At 67.8% G+C, this 16,157-nt stretch carries 15 protein-coding genes and 1 pseudogene; 8 read left to right on the top strand and 8 right to left on the bottom strand.

From position 1 onward, the window contains the following. Nucleotides 1-55 precede the first annotated feature (55 nt). The gene (locus tag ORI27_RS21955) at nucleotides 56-736 is read left to right on the top strand and encodes a hypothetical protein (RefSeq protein ID WP_265999187.1); all 681 of its coding nucleotides are present in this window, start codon (nucleotides 56-58) and stop codon (nucleotides 734-736) included. Here the strand turns inward: ORI27_RS21955 and ORI27_RS21950 are convergent. Both ORI27_RS21950 and ORI27_RS21945 read right to left on the bottom strand, forming a co-directional pair. Beyond that, the gene (locus tag ORI27_RS21950; RefSeq protein WP_265999188.1) at nucleotides 733-1,647 is read right to left on the bottom strand and encodes a cation diffusion facilitator family transporter; all 915 of its coding nucleotides are present in this window, start codon (nucleotides 1,645-1,647) and stop codon (nucleotides 733-735) included. The two genes, ORI27_RS21955 and ORI27_RS21950, sit on opposite strands and share 4 nt — an antisense overlap. Continuing rightward, nucleotides 1,647-2,009, bottom strand: coding sequence for an ArsR/SmtB family transcription factor (locus ORI27_RS21945; RefSeq protein WP_265999189.1), 363 nt, complete (start codon nucleotides 2,007-2,009; stop codon nucleotides 1,647-1,649). Before ORI27_RS21945 ends, ORI27_RS21950 begins: the two co-directional genes overlap by 1 nt. A gap of 67 nt (nucleotides 2,010-2,076) precedes the next feature. Here ORI27_RS21945 and ORI27_RS33195 point away from each other — a divergent pair. After that, nucleotides 2,077-3,431 (top strand): annotated as a pseudogene (locus tag ORI27_RS33195) (HNH endonuclease signature motif containing protein). Nucleotides 3,432-3,436: 5 nt separating this feature from the next. Here the strand turns inward: ORI27_RS33195 and ORI27_RS21935 are convergent. Continuing rightward, on the bottom strand, nucleotides 3,437-4,162 hold the full coding sequence (locus tag ORI27_RS21935) for an IclR family transcriptional regulator (RefSeq protein WP_265999190.1): 726 nt from the start codon (nucleotides 4,160-4,162) through the stop codon (nucleotides 3,437-3,439). A gap of 105 nt (nucleotides 4,163-4,267) precedes the next feature. On the opposite strand from ORI27_RS21935, the gene ORI27_RS21930 reads away from it, so the two are divergent. From ORI27_RS21930 to ORI27_RS21920, 3 genes are read left to right on the top strand one after another with little or no spacing between them, the layout of a single operon-like run. Then, nucleotides 4,268-5,122, top strand: a complete 855-nt coding sequence (locus ORI27_RS21930) for an LLM class F420-dependent oxidoreductase (RefSeq protein ID WP_265999191.1) — start codon at nucleotides 4,268-4,270, stop codon at nucleotides 5,120-5,122. Nucleotides 5,123-5,135: 13 nt separating this feature from the next. After that, entirely contained in the window at nucleotides 5,136-5,615 is a 480-nt protein-coding gene (locus ORI27_RS21925) for a nuclear transport factor 2 family protein (protein ID WP_265999192.1), read from the top strand. Continuing rightward, nucleotides 5,612-6,388, top strand: coding sequence for an SDR family NAD(P)-dependent oxidoreductase (locus ORI27_RS21920; protein WP_265999193.1), 777 nt, complete (start codon nucleotides 5,612-5,614; stop codon nucleotides 6,386-6,388). The genes ORI27_RS21925 and ORI27_RS21920 overlap by 4 nt, the downstream gene beginning before the upstream one ends. Here the strand turns inward: ORI27_RS21920 and ORI27_RS21915 are convergent, their stop codons facing one another. Both ORI27_RS21915 and ORI27_RS21910 read right to left on the bottom strand, forming a co-directional pair. Then, a complete protein-coding gene (locus tag ORI27_RS21915) occupies nucleotides 6,389-7,600 on the bottom strand; it encodes an acyl-CoA dehydrogenase family protein (RefSeq protein WP_265999194.1) in 1,212 nt (403 codons plus the stop codon). A 155-nt stretch (nucleotides 7,601-7,755) separates the two neighbouring features. Beyond that, the gene (locus tag ORI27_RS21910) at nucleotides 7,756-8,595 is read right to left on the bottom strand and encodes a DUF3097 domain-containing protein (protein WP_265999195.1); all 840 of its coding nucleotides are present in this window, start codon (nucleotides 8,593-8,595) and stop codon (nucleotides 7,756-7,758) included. An 85-nt stretch (nucleotides 8,596-8,680) separates the two neighbouring features. Between ORI27_RS21910 and ORI27_RS21905 the strand changes: the two genes are divergently transcribed. The 3 genes from ORI27_RS21905 to ORI27_RS21895 are packed head-to-tail and all read left to right on the top strand — an operon-like array spanning nucleotide 8,681 to nucleotide 11,449. After that, the gene (locus tag ORI27_RS21905; protein WP_265999196.1) at nucleotides 8,681-9,913 is read left to right on the top strand and encodes a serine hydrolase domain-containing protein; all 1,233 of its coding nucleotides are present in this window, start codon (nucleotides 8,681-8,683) and stop codon (nucleotides 9,911-9,913) included. Nucleotides 9,914-9,960: 47 nt separating this feature from the next. After that, complete coding sequence (locus ORI27_RS21900; protein WP_265999197.1) at nucleotides 9,961-10,428, top strand: MerR family transcriptional regulator; 468 nt, start codon at nucleotides 9,961-9,963, stop codon at nucleotides 10,426-10,428. Beyond that, a complete protein-coding gene (locus ORI27_RS21895) occupies nucleotides 10,421-11,449 on the top strand; it encodes an SDR family oxidoreductase (protein WP_265999198.1) in 1,029 nt (342 codons plus the stop codon). The genes ORI27_RS21900 and ORI27_RS21895 overlap by 8 nt, the downstream gene beginning before the upstream one ends. On the opposite strand, the gene ORI27_RS21890 is transcribed toward ORI27_RS21895, so the two are convergent. From ORI27_RS21890 to ORI27_RS21880, 3 genes are read right to left on the bottom strand one after another with little or no spacing between them, the layout of a single operon-like run. Beyond that, nucleotides 11,436-12,497: a zinc-binding metallopeptidase family protein gene (locus ORI27_RS21890; protein ID WP_265999199.1), complete on the bottom strand. Its 1,062-nt coding sequence runs from the start codon at nucleotides 12,495-12,497 to the stop codon at nucleotides 11,436-11,438. The genes ORI27_RS21895 and ORI27_RS21890 overlap by 14 nt on opposite strands. Then, nucleotides 12,490-13,398 carry a transglutaminase family protein gene (locus ORI27_RS21885; protein ID WP_265999223.1) on the bottom strand — a complete coding sequence of 303 codons (909 nt, stop codon included), beginning with the start codon at nucleotides 13,396-13,398 and terminating at the stop codon, nucleotides 12,490-12,492. Before ORI27_RS21885 ends, ORI27_RS21890 begins: the two co-directional genes overlap by 8 nt. 20 nt (nucleotides 13,399-13,418) lie before the next feature. Next, a complete protein-coding gene (locus ORI27_RS21880; protein WP_265999224.1) occupies nucleotides 13,419-16,010 on the bottom strand; it encodes a circularly permuted type 2 ATP-grasp protein in 2,592 nt (863 codons plus the stop codon). Between the last annotated feature and the right edge of the window lie 147 nt (nucleotides 16,011-16,157).

Genomic DNA, 16,157 nt, shown 5'->3' with positions numbered 1-16,157 from the left:
TCGCGCCCCGACGTGCCTGACAACCCCGACGCCGTCGGACCGCTAGCCTGTCGGGATGCGGATCGCCGTGTTGCTCACCGCGTCGCTGCTGGTCGCGGGATGCTCCGGGTCGACAGGCAGCCAGGTGGGCCAAACCCAGCTGACGCCGATCACGCCGTCACGCACGGCAACCTCGCCGTCTGAGACGACGTCGACGACCTCGTCGACACCCGCGCCCACCGCCGGCATGCCGATCGCCGACGCGATCAAGTGGATCGAGGCCGCCCCACCGATCGATGCCAGCCAGTATCACATCGCTTTGCGCGGTGGGGTCACCACCGAGCTCGGCGAGGACGTGGCGTTCACGACGCCGGCGGGGACGACGTGCATGACCGACGCCAAGCATGGTTCCCCGGCGCTGGCCTGCCTCGTGGACCTGACCAACCCTCCGCCGCGGCCGCCGGATGCGTACGGTCAGTGGAAGGGCGGCTGGGTCGATTTCGACGGGGGCAGTGTCCAGGTCGGCTCGGCACACGGTGACCCGGGCCGTTTCGCGTACGGACAGGGCCGCTCACTGCCCTACGACACCTCGCTGTCGTTCGGCGATTACCGCTGTCGGACCGATACCAACGCCCTGTTCTGCGTGAACTACGCCCACCAGGCGGCGGTGCGCCTGAGCGCAGAAGGCGTCGACGCCTACGCGTGCGCGCGCCAGGTGACGCCGCCCGCGGGGATCGGAGAAGAGTACGTCTGCTAGTGCGCGTGCGCCGGATATGCGTGCACGACGGCGGTGTTCAATTTCGGGATGGCGTGAGTCAGTGCGTGCTCGGCGTGATGGGCGAGCTCGTGCGCCTGCCGAAGACTGAGCTGCGGGTCGACGTCTAGTTCGACGTCGGCGTCGAGGCGTAGACCGACCCAGCGCATCCGAACCCGTTGAACGCCAAGGACTCCAGGCTGAGCTTTCAGGGTGTGGTAGGCGGTGTCCACGAGAGCGGGATCGACGCTGTCCAGCAGTCGCGCGAAGACCTCACGCGCCGCGGCAACCAACACGGCGAGGATTGCCCCGGCGATGATCAGACCGATGATCGGGTCGGCGGCCGGAAAACCCAGAGCCACGCCGATCGCCCCGAGCACCACGGCCAGCGAGGTCAAACCGTCTGCGCGAGCATGCATTCCGTCGGCACGCAACGCCGCAGACCCGATCCGCTTGCCGACCCGGATCCGGTACACGGCGACGATCTCGTTGCCGACGAATCCGGCTAGTCCGGCAGCGGCCACCCAGCCCAGGTGCGACATGGGCACCGGGTGCAGCAGACGGTTCACCGCCTGCACGGCTGCGACGACCGCCGAGATCGCGATGACGCCCACCACGAACAGGCCGGCGAGATCCTCGGCACGACCGAGGCCATAGGTATAGCGGCGGGTCGCGGTGCGCCGGCTCAGCGAGAAGGCGATCCACAACGGTATCGCGGTCAGCGCGTCGGAGAAATTGTGGATCGTATCTGCCAACAGCGCAACGGATCCCGACGCAAGGACGATGACGATCTGGAGTGCTGCGGTGATGCCGAGCGCGACGAGGCTGATCTTGACCGCGCGGATCCCGGCGGCGCTGTCGCGCAAGGCATCGTCAATCCGGTCGGCATGGTCGTGGCTGTGATCGTGACCCATCAGGCGCTCCCCCGGCCCGGCAGTTCGTGCACACCCCGATGATGCGCGGGCGTCCCACCCGCAGCGTGCTCGGCGTTGTACACCGCATCGGTGACGAGTTGGCGGACGTGATCGTTCTCCAGCCGATAGAACACCTGAGTACCTTCTCGGCGGGTGCGCACCAGACGGGCCATTCGCAGCTTGGCCAGGTGCTGGGACACCGAAGGTGGCGGCTTGCCAACGCATTCAGCGAGGTCGTTGACGGCGAGTTCGCCGTCGATCAACGACCACAGCAGCTGAACGCGGGTCGCATCGGCCAGCATTCGGAACACTTCCACGACCAGATGAGCGTGGTCGTCAGCAAGCTGCCTATCTGCATTCATACGCAGATAGTAGCGGATGGAAGCACGGTGCGATTTCCTGTCGGCGGGTCGACGTAGTCTTTCGAACATGAGTTCGATTGATGCGGTGTTGGAGGCGCTCGACGACGCGGTCGAGGCCCTGGCCGCGGTCGATCTCGACGTGTTGTCGCCGCCGGAGCGGTTCGTGGTGTTGGAGCGGTTGGAGACCGCGCGGCGCCGCCAGGTCGCCGTCTCGCACGCCGTGGTGGCCCGGTTGGAGCGGTTCGAGGGCTGCCCACCACTGCCGATCACGCTGGCCGATGTGCTGCGCATCAGCCCCACCGACGCCCGCCGCCGCATCCGCGACGCCGCCCAGCTGGCACCCCGCACCACGCTGACCGGCGAACCGTTGCCCCCGCTGCTCCCCGACGCCGCGGCGGCGTGGCAAGCCGGGTTGTTGGACGGTGAGCACCTGGCGGTGATTGAGAAGTTCTTCCGCGACCTGCCCGACCACGTGCCGCCCGCCGAGGTCGAGAAAGCCGAACGCACGCTGGCCGAGCACGCGATCACCCTGCGCCCCGACCAGTTGGACAAAGTCGCCGCCCAGTTGGCTGTCCTGCTGAATCCGGACGGACTGTTCTCCGACGAAGACCGCGCCCGCAGGCGCAGCTTCACCTGGAAGGGCCGCCAACGCCCCGACGGCATGAGTGAAGCCACACTGGTCGCCGACCCCGAACTCCGCGCCGCTCGACGCCTGGTTCGCCAAATTCGCCGCCCCCGGGGTCTACAACCCAGCCGACGAAAATCCCACCACCACACCCACCGGCGAGGTCGCCGGCCGGGATGTCCGCAGTCACGGCCAACGCCAGCACGACGCCCTCAAAGCCCTGGTGCGCGGACAATTAGGTGATCCGACATTCGGCCAACACCACGGCCTACCCGTCACCGTCATCACCACCGTGCAGGACCTGCAGAACAAGACCGGCCACGCCGTCACCGCCGCCGGCACCCTGCTGCCCATCCCGGACCTCATCCGGATGGCCACCCACGCCTACCACTACCTCGCGCTCTTCGACGGGGTGAACGGACGCGCCCTGTGGCTGGGCCGCACCAAACGCATCGCCACCGCCGACCAACGCATCATGCTGCACGCCAAAGACCGTGGCTGCACCCGGCCCGGCTGCGACGCACCCGGCTACCACAGCGGCGCCCACCACGCCGCCCAAGACTGGAAAAACGGCGGCACCACCAACATCGACGACCTCACCCTGGCCTGCCACCCCGACAACGAACTCATCGAAACCGGCGGCTGGAAAACAAGGAAACTCGCAGGCGGCGACACCGAATGGATCCCACCACCCCCAACTCCCCATGCTGCGCGGCGGCATCAACGACTACCACCACCCCGAACGGTTGCTGAGTGACGACCGCCCACCCGACGGCGAAGACGGCGACGCCGCCTAGGTGAACTAGTTCGTCGCGCCTGCCAACACCCGAGCGATCCGCGCCGCCGACGCGGCGACGAGTGGCTGACAACGCTGCGCCAGCACGCGGTCGGAGGTGACGATTCCGATCGCCGCACGCGAACCGATCGTCGCCGCCACCGACAGCATCGGCGCGGCATAGTCACCGTGGCGTACCACCACTCGCCGACGGACCTTGTGCAATTCGCCCCACCACGCGGCGTCGGGCTCCCAACCGCGCACATGGCTCAATTCGGCGACAACGTCCTCCGGAGAGAGCCCGGCCAGCGCCGCCACACCGAGGGCCACCCGATGTGCGGGGATCCGCACGCCAACCGATGTCGGAACCTGACGCGCCGACGGCCCGCCCAATTTGTCCAGATGAACGATCTCGCCCCGGTCGAGCAGTCCCAGATGCACCACGGCGCCGGTGCGCAACTGCAGCTCGTGCAAAACAGGTGCCGCAACGGAACGCAGCCGGACATCCGCGCTGTCTCCCGCACCCCAGGCCGATGTGCGCGCCCCAAGCCGATAACCCCGACCGGAATGGGTCAGCCACTGCAACCGCACCAACTGATCCAGAATGCGATGTGTGGTCGACCGCGGCAGGTGTGCCCGCGCGGCGATCTGGTCCAGCGTCAGCCCTGCGGACGTGTCCTCAAAGGCATCGATGATGGCCGTGAACCGATCCAGCATCGATGCGGGAGCGGTGTCACTCAGGGCCGCGGTCATCAGCACTCCTGTCCGCCTGGCGAGAATTCGTTCTACCTCACCGTAGCGGTCCCGATGACCGGGACGCAAGCATTTGGCGGGTGTGGCGCCGGTTAGAACAGCACTGTGCGGATCGGACTGTCGACGCCGATGGTGATGCAGCTGCCCGGGGTATCCTCCGAGTGGGAGAACAACGCAGGAGTCGCCGACCTGGCGCACATCGCACACACCGCCGACGAACTCGGCTTCGACCATCTCACCTGCGCCGAACACATCGCCGTGCCCGTCGACGAAGGCGCCCAGCGCGGCCTGACCTACTGGGATCCGCTGTCGACGTTCGGATTCCTGGCCGCCCACACCAGCCGAATCTCGTTGACCACGTCAGTGATCGTGCTCGGCTACCACCATCCTCTGGAAATCGCCAAGCGCTTCGGCACGCTGGACCGGCTCAGCGAGGGCCGGCTGGTGCTCGGCGTCGGCGTCGGCTCGCTGGCCGAGGAATTCGATCTACTCGGCGCGACCTTCGATGGCCGCGGCGAACGTGCCGATGACGCCATCCGGGCCCTGCGCGCATCGCTGTCCACCACGAGGCCCGCCTACCAGGGCAGCCACTATCAGTTCGGCGGCTTCGCGGTGCAGCCCTGCGCCGTGCAGCCGCGGGTGCCGATCTGGGTCGGCGGGCGCACACTGCGCTCACTGCGCCGCGCGGTCCGCCTGGCCGACGGCTGGATCCCGTTCGGCCTGAACACTGCCGAGATCGAGGCGATGTTGAGCGCCGTCGACGCACCGCCGGGCTTCGACATCGTACTGTCCACCGGCCACGCGGTCGATCCGGTTGCCGAGCCTACGCGAACCACCAAGCGTCTCAGAGCATTACACGACGCCGGCGCCACCGCCATCACAGCGTCGGTGACCGCCGACTCCCCCGCCCACTACTGCGATCAGCTCGCCGCCCTTCGGGAACTGGCCGACGAGTTGTAGAGAGGAGACCGCCGTGAGTGACACCTTGGAGCGACTCGAGAGACGCCTGCGCGTGCTCGAGGATGAGCGCGACATCGCCCGGCTCATCGCCTCGTACGGGCCACTGGTCGACTCGGGCGAGCCTGACGCCGTCGCCGCGCTCTGGGCCGTGGACGGCGGCTACGACACCGGCGACTGGACGATGTCCAGCCGCGACGACATCGCCGCGATGGTCCGTTCCGACGAGCACCGGGGATTGATCGCCCGCGGCTGCTGCCATTTCTTCGGGCCGCCCGCGGTGACGGTCGACGGCGACGAGGCCGTCGCCATCTGCCAGTCCATGCTGCTGGTGCGGCGAGAGTCGCACGGCTACAACGTAGCCCGCGCCGGCGTGCATCTCATCCGGCTGCGCCGCGCCGGCCACGGCTGGGAGATCGTCGAGCGCACCGCCCGCCAGCTCGACGGCAGCGGTGCGGCCGACGAGCTCATCGCGACGGGATTGGCCGCCCGATGACCGGAGCACTGGACGGCAAGGTCGCGCTGATCACCGGGGCCGGCGCGGGAATCGGGGCGGGAATAGCCCGCCGATTCGCCGATGAGGGCGCCCGGGTGCTGGTCGCCGAATTCGACCCCGCCAACGGCTCGGCCGTTGCCGACGAGATCGGCGGGCTGTTCGTCGGCACCGATGTATCGCACCACGATCAGGTCGAAAATGCGGTCGCCACAGCTGTTTCCGAATTCGGAGCGATCGACATCCTGGTGAACAACGCCTGGGGCGGCGGGGCCATCGGGCGGGTGGAGAACAAGACCGACGACGAGCTGGCCCACGGCTTCGCGGTGGGGTACTACGGCCCGTTCTGGGCGATGCGCGCGGCCTTCGCCCACATGAAAGAGCGCGGCTGGGGCCGGGTGATCAACATGTGCAGCCTCAACGGCGTCAACGCCCACATCGGATCGCTGGAGTACAACTCGGCCAAGGAGGCATTGCGGACGCTGACCCGCACCGCCGCGCGCGAATGGGCGCCGACCGGAGTGACCGTCAACGCCATCTGTCCCGCGGCCAAAAGCCAAGCCTTCCTGGCCGTTACCGCTGGGCATCCCGAGATCGAGGCGATCGCCGACGCCGCCAACCCGATGGGCCGGATGGGCGATCCCTACGAGGACATCGCCCCCGTCGCGGTGTTCCTGGCCAGCGAGGGTTCGCGCTATCTCACCGGAAACACGCTGTTCGTCGACGGCGGCAGCCACATCAACGGTGTGGCGTGGGCACCCGACCTGGGACCGTAGTCAGCGCAGCGGCAGACCGGTGAGCCGCCGTGCGATCACCAGCCGCTGAATCTCGCTGGTGCCCTCGAAGATCGTGAAGATCTTCGCGTCGCGGTGCATCCGCTCCACCGGGTAGTCGCGGGTGTAGCCGTTGCCGCCGAGGATCTGGATCGCCTCGTCGGTGACATACACCGCGGTCTCGCTGGCGTGCAGCTTGGCCATCGAGCCCTCGGCCGAGGTGAACGGCTTGTTGTTGCGCTGCATCCAGCCGGCCCGCCAGATCAACAGCCGGGAGGCGTCGATACGGCTCTTCATGTCGGCCAGCTTGAAGCCGACGGCCTGAAAGTCGCCGATCTTCCGGCCGAATTGCTCACGCTCACAAGCATATTCGAGAGCGTACTCGTAGGCGGCCCGGGCCACCCCGAGCGCCATCGCGCCGACGGCGGGTCGGGTGCGCTCGAAGGTCGCCATCGCAGCCTGACCGGACGTGCTCCGCCCTTCCCGGGCCTTGGCGATCCGCTGCTCGAAACGCTCCATCCCACCCAGGATCAGGTTGCCCGGCAGGCGCACGTTGTCCAGCACCACCTCGGCGGTGTGCGACGCGCGGATGCCGTGCTTCTTGAACTTCTGCCCCTGGGAGAACCCGGGCGTGTTCGGCGGAATGATGAAGGTGGCCTGCCCCCTGGTGCCCAGATCGGGATGGACCGAGGCGACCACGATGTGGACGTTGGCGATGCCCCCGTTGGTGGCCCAGGTCTTCGTGCCGTCCAGCACCCATTCGTCGGTGGCCTGCTCGTAGCGGGCGCGCGTGCGTACCGAGCCGACATCCGAGCCGGCGCCCGGCTCAGAGGAGCAGAACGCGGCCAGCAACGGATCGCCGGGCGTGCCGAACATCTCGGGCAGCCACTGCCCGATCTGCTCCGGGGTGCCGTTGGCGGCCAGCGCGGCCGCGGCCAACCCGGTGCCCAGGATCGACAAACCGATACCCGCGTCGCCCCAGAACATCTCCTCGAACACGGTCAGCATGCCGATGCCGGAGGGTTCGGCGGACATCTCGGCGAAGAGTTCCGGGGTGTAGAGGCCGACCTTGGCGGCCTCCTGAATCAGCGGCCAGGGGGTTTCCTCGCGCTCGTCCCATTCGGCGGCCGCGGGACGCACCACATCGGCGGCGAACTGGTGCACCCAGTCGCGGACGTGGGCAACGTCTTCTGGCACATCAAGGGCGAAAGTCATAACGGTGTGGCTCCGAATCAAGTCGTACCGCGTCGGCCGGCATCGGGTGAGGACGACCAGACTGCAGTCGGCGGTCAAGCTCGTATAGTGAACGACTGTACACCGAAAGTCGGCGGATCCGACCTGCGATATGCGTCACACAACGTGAACGCACCTCAGGCGGGTTGCGTCACGAAATCGATGAGTTCCTCGACCCGTCCGATCAGCGCCGGCTCCAGGTCGGTCCAGTCCCGCACCGAGGAGCGGATGCGCTGCCAGGCCCGGGCGATATCGGCCTGATCTCGGTGGGGCCAGCCCAGCGCCGCGCAGATCCCGTGCTTCCATTCGACGTTGCGCGGCACCGATGGCCATTCCTTCAGACCCACCCGCTCGGGTTTGACGGCCTGCCAGATGTCGACATAGGGATGGCCCACCACCAGCGTGTGCTCTCCGCCCAGACCACGCCGGACCGCCTCAGCGATCCGCGCCTCCTTGGAGCCGGCCACCAGGTGGTCGACCAGGACGCCGAGGCGCCGCCCGGGGGCGGGCCGAAACGACTCGACGATGCCGGCCAGGTCATCGACCCCGCCGAGATACTCCACGACGACGCCCTCGACCCGAAGGTCCTCTCCCCATACCTGTTCGACGAGTTCGGCGTCGTGGCGTCCTTCGACGTAGATACGGCTGGCCAGCGCCACCTTGGCCCGAGCGTCGGCCACCTTCACCGACCCTGATTTGGTGCGCTGCGCGCCGGGGGGCGTGGACCGGCGCGGCCCGGTCAGGATCACCGGATTGCCCTCGAACAGGAAGCCGGGGCCGAGCGGGAACACCCGCCGCCGGCCCCGACGATCCTCCAGCTCGACCCGGTTGCCCTCGACACCCACGACGGCGCCGACGAAACCCGACTGCGGATCCTCGACGACCATTCCCAGCTCGACGGCCTGTTCCGTCGAGCGAACCCGGCGCGAATGGTGCGGATTGTTGGCCAGTACGTCGGCGCCATAGCGATCAGCCACCCGGCGATCGTAGGGGCCGACACAGGCGAATGCGCCCTTGGCGCGCGGGGCGTCGACATATCCTCTCGGCAACGGAAAGGGCTCGATGGTTCTCAAAGTTGCGGTGCCGCCCGACTCGATGAGCGGCGACGTCGCCGAGGGTTATGGGAAAGTCGCCGACGCGTTCCGGGCGAATCTGGCCTCCGGCAAGGAGATCGGCTCGGCCGTGGCCGTCTACCGGGACGGCGTCAAGGTCGTCGACCTCTGGGGCGGCTACCGCAACGGGCTGACGAAGGCGCCGTGGCGGCCCGACACCATGGTGAACATGTTCTCGACGACGAAGGGCATCACCGCGCTGACCTTCGCCGTGGCGGTGTCCCGCGGCCTGCTGTCCTACGACGCGAAAGTTGCCGACTACTGGCCGGAATTCGCGCAAGCCGGCAAGGATGAGGTGACGGTGCGCCAGTTGTTGGCCCACCAGGCAGGCTTGTCGGCACTGGCACCCAAACCGACACTGCACGACGTTGCCAACCCGGCCCTGCTCGCACCCATGCTTGCCGCCCAAGCACCGGCATGGCGGCCCGGCACCCGGCACGGCTATCACGCAATCACCTTGGGCTGGTACCAGTCCGAGCTGATCCGCCGGACCGACCCGGCGGGGCGCACGGTGGGCCGATTTCTCGCCGAGGAGATCGCCACACCGCTCGGACTGGATCTGCACATCGGACTGCCCGACGCCGTGAGCCGCGAACGGGTCGCCGCGCTGCACAGCTGGAAACGGGTCGAGACGCTGCTTCACCTCAAGGAGATGCCGGCCGGGTTCCTGGCCGCGGCACTCAATCCCGTCGGGCTCGCCGCCCGGAGCACCGCCCTCCCTCAGGGTGTGGACCCGTTCGCCGGCGACTACAACCGCGACGCGGTGCGTGCCGTCGAGATGCCCTCGAGCAACGGCATCGGCACCGCCAGGGCAGTCGCTGCGCTCTACGGGAGCGCGGCGACGGGTGGTTCCGAGATCGGGCTCAGCGCCGCAACTCTGGCAGCGCTCGCGGCGCCACCGATCCCGCCCAGCAAGGGTCTGCGCGACAAAGTCCTCAATGTCGACACCGTGTTCTCACTGGGCTTCGCCAAACCGCTTCCCCAACTCAGCTTCGGCTCCAGCGACAAGGCCTTCGGCACACCGGGTTTCGGAGGATCATTCGGGTTCGCCGACCCCGATACCGGGGTGGGATTCGCTTATGTCATGAACAGACTGGGGTTCCACCTGTACAGCGACCCCCGAGAACTCGCGCTGCGCCAGGCGTTGTTCCGCGACGTGCTCGAGGTTCGTCCGCAGTCGTAGCGATCACACAATCGGTATTTGACTTGAAGCGCTTCAAGTTATGATCTATGCCAACCACACCCGTGACCAGGGATCTGAGCATCCAGGAGGTGTCCCGCCAGACCGGGCTGGCCGAGTCGGCGCTGCGTTACTACGAGCGGATCGGGCTCATCCATCCGGTGCCCCACGACGCCAGCAGCGGTCATCGCCGGTACCCGCCTGATCTGGTGGCCGCTGTCGAAGCCCTGAGTTGTCTGCGCAGTACCGGGATGAGCGTGCACGACATGCGTGCCTATACCGACAATTTGCGCCGAGGCGCGCCGGCGGCCGCCGACCAATACCAACTGTTCGCCGCTCACGCCCAGCGCCTGGCCGACGACATCGCCCGGCTCCGGCTGCGTCAGCGCTACGTCGCCGCCAAGGCGCGGATGTGGGCGGCGCGCGTGAATGGCGATGTGGCCGCCGAGCAAGATGTCAGCGGCGAGGTCATGGCGCTGGCCGAGCAACTGCTGCCCGAGGAGAAAGCCCGTGCCTGACGCCCCACAGGTGCTGGTCACCGGCGGCTCGGGGTTCATCGCAGGCCACCTGATCGCGCAACTGATCGCCGATGACTACCGGGTCCGGACAACTGTACGAAAACTCGACCGCGAGAGGCACATCCGCGCAATCCTGCCCGGCACCGACGGCGGTCGGCTCCAGGTTGTCGTCGCCGATCTCACCACCGATGACGGCTGGCCCGACGCGGTACGCGGCTGCTCCTTCGTTCAACACGTCGCATCCCCGTTCCCGGCACGCCGGCCGGACAACGAGGACGACATCATCGTTCCCGCGCGCGACGGCACACTCCGGGTGTTGCGGGCGGCCACCGAAGCCGGGGTGCGCCGTGTGGTGATCACCTCATCGTTCGCGGCGATCGGCTACAGCCGGAAAACCTCGGGAACAGCCTTCGATGAAACCGATTGGACCGACGCCAGCGATCCGGTGAGCCCCTACGTGAAATCCAAGACCCTGGCCGAGCGGGCAGCATGGCAGTTCGCGGCCCGGTCGGGCACGCCCGAACTGGCAGTGGTGAACCCCGTCGGCGTATTCGGCCCGGTGCTGGGTGGCGACATGTCGACGTCTGTACGCATCATCGACGGCCTGCTGCACGGCCGGCCGCCCGTGCTGCCACGCGCGTCGTTCGCCGTCGTCGACGTCCGTGACGTCGCCGACCTTCTTCTGCGCGCGATGACCAACCCCCTCGCCGCCGGACAGCGGTACCTCGCCGCGGCGGACCAACCGGTGGCGCTGCCGGAGATCGCCGCCATCCTCCGTGCCGGGCTGGGTCCTGGTGCCGCCGATGTACCCCGCCGCGAAGTGCCCGACTGGGTAATACACGCCGCCGCCCGGCTGGTCCCGTCGCTACGCGAATTTACCGGCCTGCTCGGCGAGCCGAAGACACTGACCAGCGCCAAGGCCGTCACGCAGCTCGGCTGGCAGCCGCGCCCGGTCGCCGACACCGTCGTCGCGACAGCCCAGAGCCTGCTGCGGCTTGCCGCGGCTGCTACTGGCCGCTGACGGCCGCGTCCGCGTTGGCCGGCGCGGAGGTGACCTCGTCGATGACGGTGTGGATGAAGCGCATCTTCTCCAGGACCGGTACGGGCAGCACGAACGGGTAGAGATCATCCTTTCCCATCGACCGGTTCACCATGTTCAGCGACCAGGCCAGCGGCAGCCATATATCGATGATCGTGTCGAATCCACTGGGGCCCAGCTGCTTTCGGTCGAACGTCGCGTTCGCCGGCACGAAACCGAATGCCGCAGCGGTGTCCAGGGTGTCGCGGATGTGCAGGTAGTGCGCAAACGTCTCGGCCCAGTCCTCCGCTGGATGCATCGTGGCATAGGAGGAGACATAGCTCCTGGCCCAGCCCGGCGGCGCACCCTCGCTGTAGTGCCGGTCCAGCGCAGCCTGGTAGTCGGCGTCGGGATCGCCGAACAGTTCGCGAAATGCGGGCAGGTACTTCGGCGATGACTCGATCAGCCGGTAGAAGTAGTAGTGGCCGACCTCATGGCGAAAATGGCCCAGCAGAGTGCGATACGGCTCGTCCATCTCGACGCGCAACTGCTCACGGTGCACGTCGTCACCCTCGGCGAGATCCAAGGTGATCAACCCGTTGTCGTGGCCGGTGAACACTTGCTCGGTCGCACTGGACAATAGGTCGAAGGCCAGCCCGTACTGCGGATCCTCGTCGCGGCCGACGATGGGCAGCTTGAGTTCGGACAATTCGGCAATCAGCCGGCGTTTGGCCTTCTCCGCGTCCGCGAACGCCGCCATGGCCACGGCGTCGGCATCGCTAGGCCTGGTGCGCGTCAGCACACACGACCGGCACAACCTTCGGATCGGTGCCACCTCGACCAGCCAATTGCATTCGGCTGCGTGAAGATTGGCGCACAGTTGGTATTGGCTGGCATCAACGGCCCCGCCATGCTCACTGTCCTCGCCCGAGGCGATCACCATGAACGCCTTGTCCTGCAGGGAGAATCCCAGCCTGCTTCCGCAGGACAGGCAGACCGAGTTCTCGAACGCCAGGTGCTGGCCGCAATTGGGGCAGATGAAATCACGCATGCAGTACACCGCCCTCGAACGGCTCGACGTCGACGGCCACGTCGATCTCGCTGTGCTCTGAGTCGGTGTAGATGATGCCGCGCAGCGGCGGCACGTCGGCATAGTCTCGCCCCCAGCCGACGACGATGTAGCGCTCGTCCACCAGTTGGTCGTTGGTGGGATCGAAAGCAAGCCACTTGTTCTGTGGGGTCCACACCGCGGGCCACGCGTGCGTGGCGTCGACGCCCACCATTCGTTCCTTTCCCGGCGGCGGGTCGGTGGCGAGGTATCCCGACACGTAGCTCGCCGCCAATCCGTTTGCACGCAGGCAGGCGATTGCCAGCCGGGCGAAGTCCTGGCATACCCCTTCTCGCGCCGACAAAACCTCGTCCACCTGCGTCGAGACGGTGGTGGAACCGGACCGATAGGTGAAATCGGAGAAGATCCGGGCGTTGAGATCGGCCACGACCTCGATGAGCAAGGACCCGGGAACGAAACTCGGCGCGGCGTACTCCCGGACCGCGTCGGTGATTTCCGGCGGCTGCAGATCCAGGGTGAACTCGGTGGCCAGCGCCCCCTCGACGCCGACCGGGCGGGCGTCTTCCCACGGGGCCAGCGCCGAGCCGGTGTCGTAGAGCCCCGGCGGTGGGGGGTCCACCTCGACGACCGCCGAGCTGGTTACCGTCAGCGCGCGATGACGCTGCGTGACATGGAAATACGAGCTGACGTTGCCGTAGGCGTCGCGACTGGTGGAACTGTCCGCCGGCTCGGGGTTGACGACGAGCTGATGGGACAGGCAGCGCTGCCGGCCGGAGTCCCGCGGGGTGAGGAATCCGCGACCGTACGAACTGGTCACCACATCGGAGTACTTGTACATCGTGGTGTGACTGACTCGATAGGTCCGCCCGCCCGGCGACTGCATCGGACCCTCGGAGAAGTTGCTCACCGCACGGTCCGGCGTTCATCGGGGCCCCATAGGGGCTGCATTCCCCCGGGCAGCGACAGCTGAGTGGCGGTGATGACGGTGGACAGCTCCCGCAGCCCGTCATGCACCGCGGTGAGCAGGCCACGTAGTTCGGTGCGTTCCCCGTCCGGACCCGCAGCCTCGAGCTCGGCCGGGTCCAGCCTGCGTAACCGGGTGCCGATCTCCTCGGCGAGTCGTTCGGGGCGCGACGAACCCGAGGCGCCGGGCAGCGTGCGCAGATTGGAGCGCACCCGCTCCATCTGGTAGATCAGCGATCGCGGGTTCTCGGCGTCGAACAGGACCAAGTCGGCCACAGCCGTCACACTAACCTGGCCCAACGTGCGCCGACGGTAGATGACCGAGGACTCACAGGCCACCAGCGCGGACTCGGTCACCGTCTGCTCCGGCTCGGGTTCACGAACCGTTGTCATGGTGGCCCGCAACAACGCCGAGGACCACAGACCACGCTCGATCCGCTTGCCGGTGTCCATCAGCGCCCAGCCGACATCGTGCACCATCGACTCGGCCGCCACCCCGGCCAGCGCCAGCATGCCCGACAGCGTCGCTGCATGTGCGGCCGACATCAACGCGTCGCCACGGATCTGGGACTCCGGCGGTCTGGCCGAAAGGCTCAGGACGGCCCGCTCCACCGAGGAGAGCACCATCCAGGTGTCGTTGGACATCTGGTCGCGCACCCCGCGCACCGCCAGCCCGAGCCGCTCCACCGACTGCGCCAGAGAACCCGGCCGGCGTCGGTCGGCGGTCAGCGCCCACAGCGTGGTCGGCGCCACGGCGATCATCTCGGCCGAGTCGCCGTCGGCCCCGGTGTCGGTGCCGGTGAGTTCACCGAGTGCGGTGAGCAGCACCGGAACACATTCGCTGGCATCGGTGTACTGCCGGTGCCGGTACTCGTGATAGCGCTCGCGCGTCACGGTCAGCAGGCGGGCCATCTGCTCCGCACGTTCGGCGTAGCGGCCCATCCAGAACAGGTCGGACAGCACGCGGGGTGAACTGACCGCGCGGGTGCCGCTGGGCCGCAGCGGCCGCAACCGCGGCGGCAGCTCGACCGACGGCGCCGTCACCTCGGCCGTGGCCCTGGTCGACGGAAGCACCCAGATATCCTTGGCCGCAACGGTATTCAGTTTGTAGGCGGCCGCACCGGGCGCCATCACGCAGCCCAGCCCGCCGACCATGGGTGCATAGCCGCCGCGCTGTGACACGGTGAACAGCCGCATCCCGACCGCGGCCGCCGACAGCCCGTTGGGAAAATGGTCGGTCGGCGCCGTCGAGAACTGAGGCAGTTCCTGGCCAACCCACTGCCACGGAGCCTTCTCGATGCGGCCGGCCAGATCCGCGCGCTGGTTGGCTGACAACGCCGGCCCGACGTACGTCCGGCCGCCGACCACGGATTTGATCAATAGCGATGACAGTGCGGCCAGCAGATGCGAGCGCTCCTGGTCGATTCCGCCCCAGTACATCGGCGGCGAAGCCAGTTGCGGGGTCTCCCCCAGCAGCAGTTCGGCCATTTCGGGCAGAAATCGCATCAGCCCGGGGCTTTCCAGGATCCCACTGCCCAGCGTGTTCACCACGGTAACCGCACCGCGGCGTTGGACCTCCACCAATCCGACCACTCCGAGCCGGGAATCCGGCCGCAGGTCCAGCGGGTCGGCGAATGCGGAATCCACGCGGCGCAAGACGACGTCGACCCGCTTGAGAGTGCCCAGCGACCGCATCCACAGCTTGCCGTCCCGGACCACCAGATCGGCGCTCTCGACCAACGGGAACCCCAGCACCGACGCCAGATAGGCCTGGTCGAACGCGGTTTCGGAATGGCTGCCCGGGCTCAACACGACCACCACCGGGTCCTCGGCGCCCTCGGGAGCCGCGTTGACCAGCGCCGATCGCAAGGCCTGGGCGAACGGTGAGGTGGCGCGCGGGCCGATCTGCTCATAGACGTCGGGGATGGTGTGGGCAACGACGCGCCGGTCGGCCAGGGCGTATCCGGCGCCCGACGGCGCCTGGGTCCAGTCGGCATTGACCCGGAACGAGCCGTCGGCCGCCCGGCTGACGTCGCATCCGTGCATGAACAACTGGTGGCGTGCCGGCACCTCGATGCCGCGCACGGCACGGATGTAGCCCGGGTGGGCGAACAGCAGCCGCGGCGGCAACACCCCACTGGTGATGGCGAGCTGTGGGCCGTACAGATCGGACAGGATCGCGTCGAGCAGCCGGGACCGCTGCACCAGGCCCGCTTCCAGGATCTCCCAGTCTGTCGGCGATACCAGCAGCGGCAAAGAGTCAAGGTGCCACGGGCCGGGCATCTCCCCGCCCTGCCCGTTTGTGACGGTTTCGCCGTTGCGGTCGATCTGGAGGTAGGTGATGCCGTCGTTGTCGACCAGGCTGCCGACCACTGCCCGCATTTCGTCCAGGCCGGCGCGCCCGCGTTCGCCGATCAGGTCCGCGAGCTCCTGCCAGGCCGGCCGGATGTCTCCGCTGGCGTCGACGAACTCGTCGTATCCGGTCGCCCCGACTACCCCGGACCCGCTGCCCGCCCGCAGGTCGAACAACATTTCCTGGGCTCGGGCAGCCCGGTAGGCGGCGAGCAGACGGTCCGGGTCGTGACGGGGCTGACCGATGTCAGAACCGGCGGCCGACAACGACACCGACCCACCTCCTGACTGTTGACGTACCTGCTAAAACCTACGGAGCATTCCGTC

Source organism: Mycobacterium pinniadriaticum, assembly GCF_026242045.1.
Lineage (GTDB): Bacteria > Actinomycetota > Actinomycetes > Mycobacteriales > Mycobacteriaceae > Mycobacterium > Mycobacterium pinniadriaticum.
This window is presented reverse-complemented; position numbering and strand designations above follow the sequence as displayed.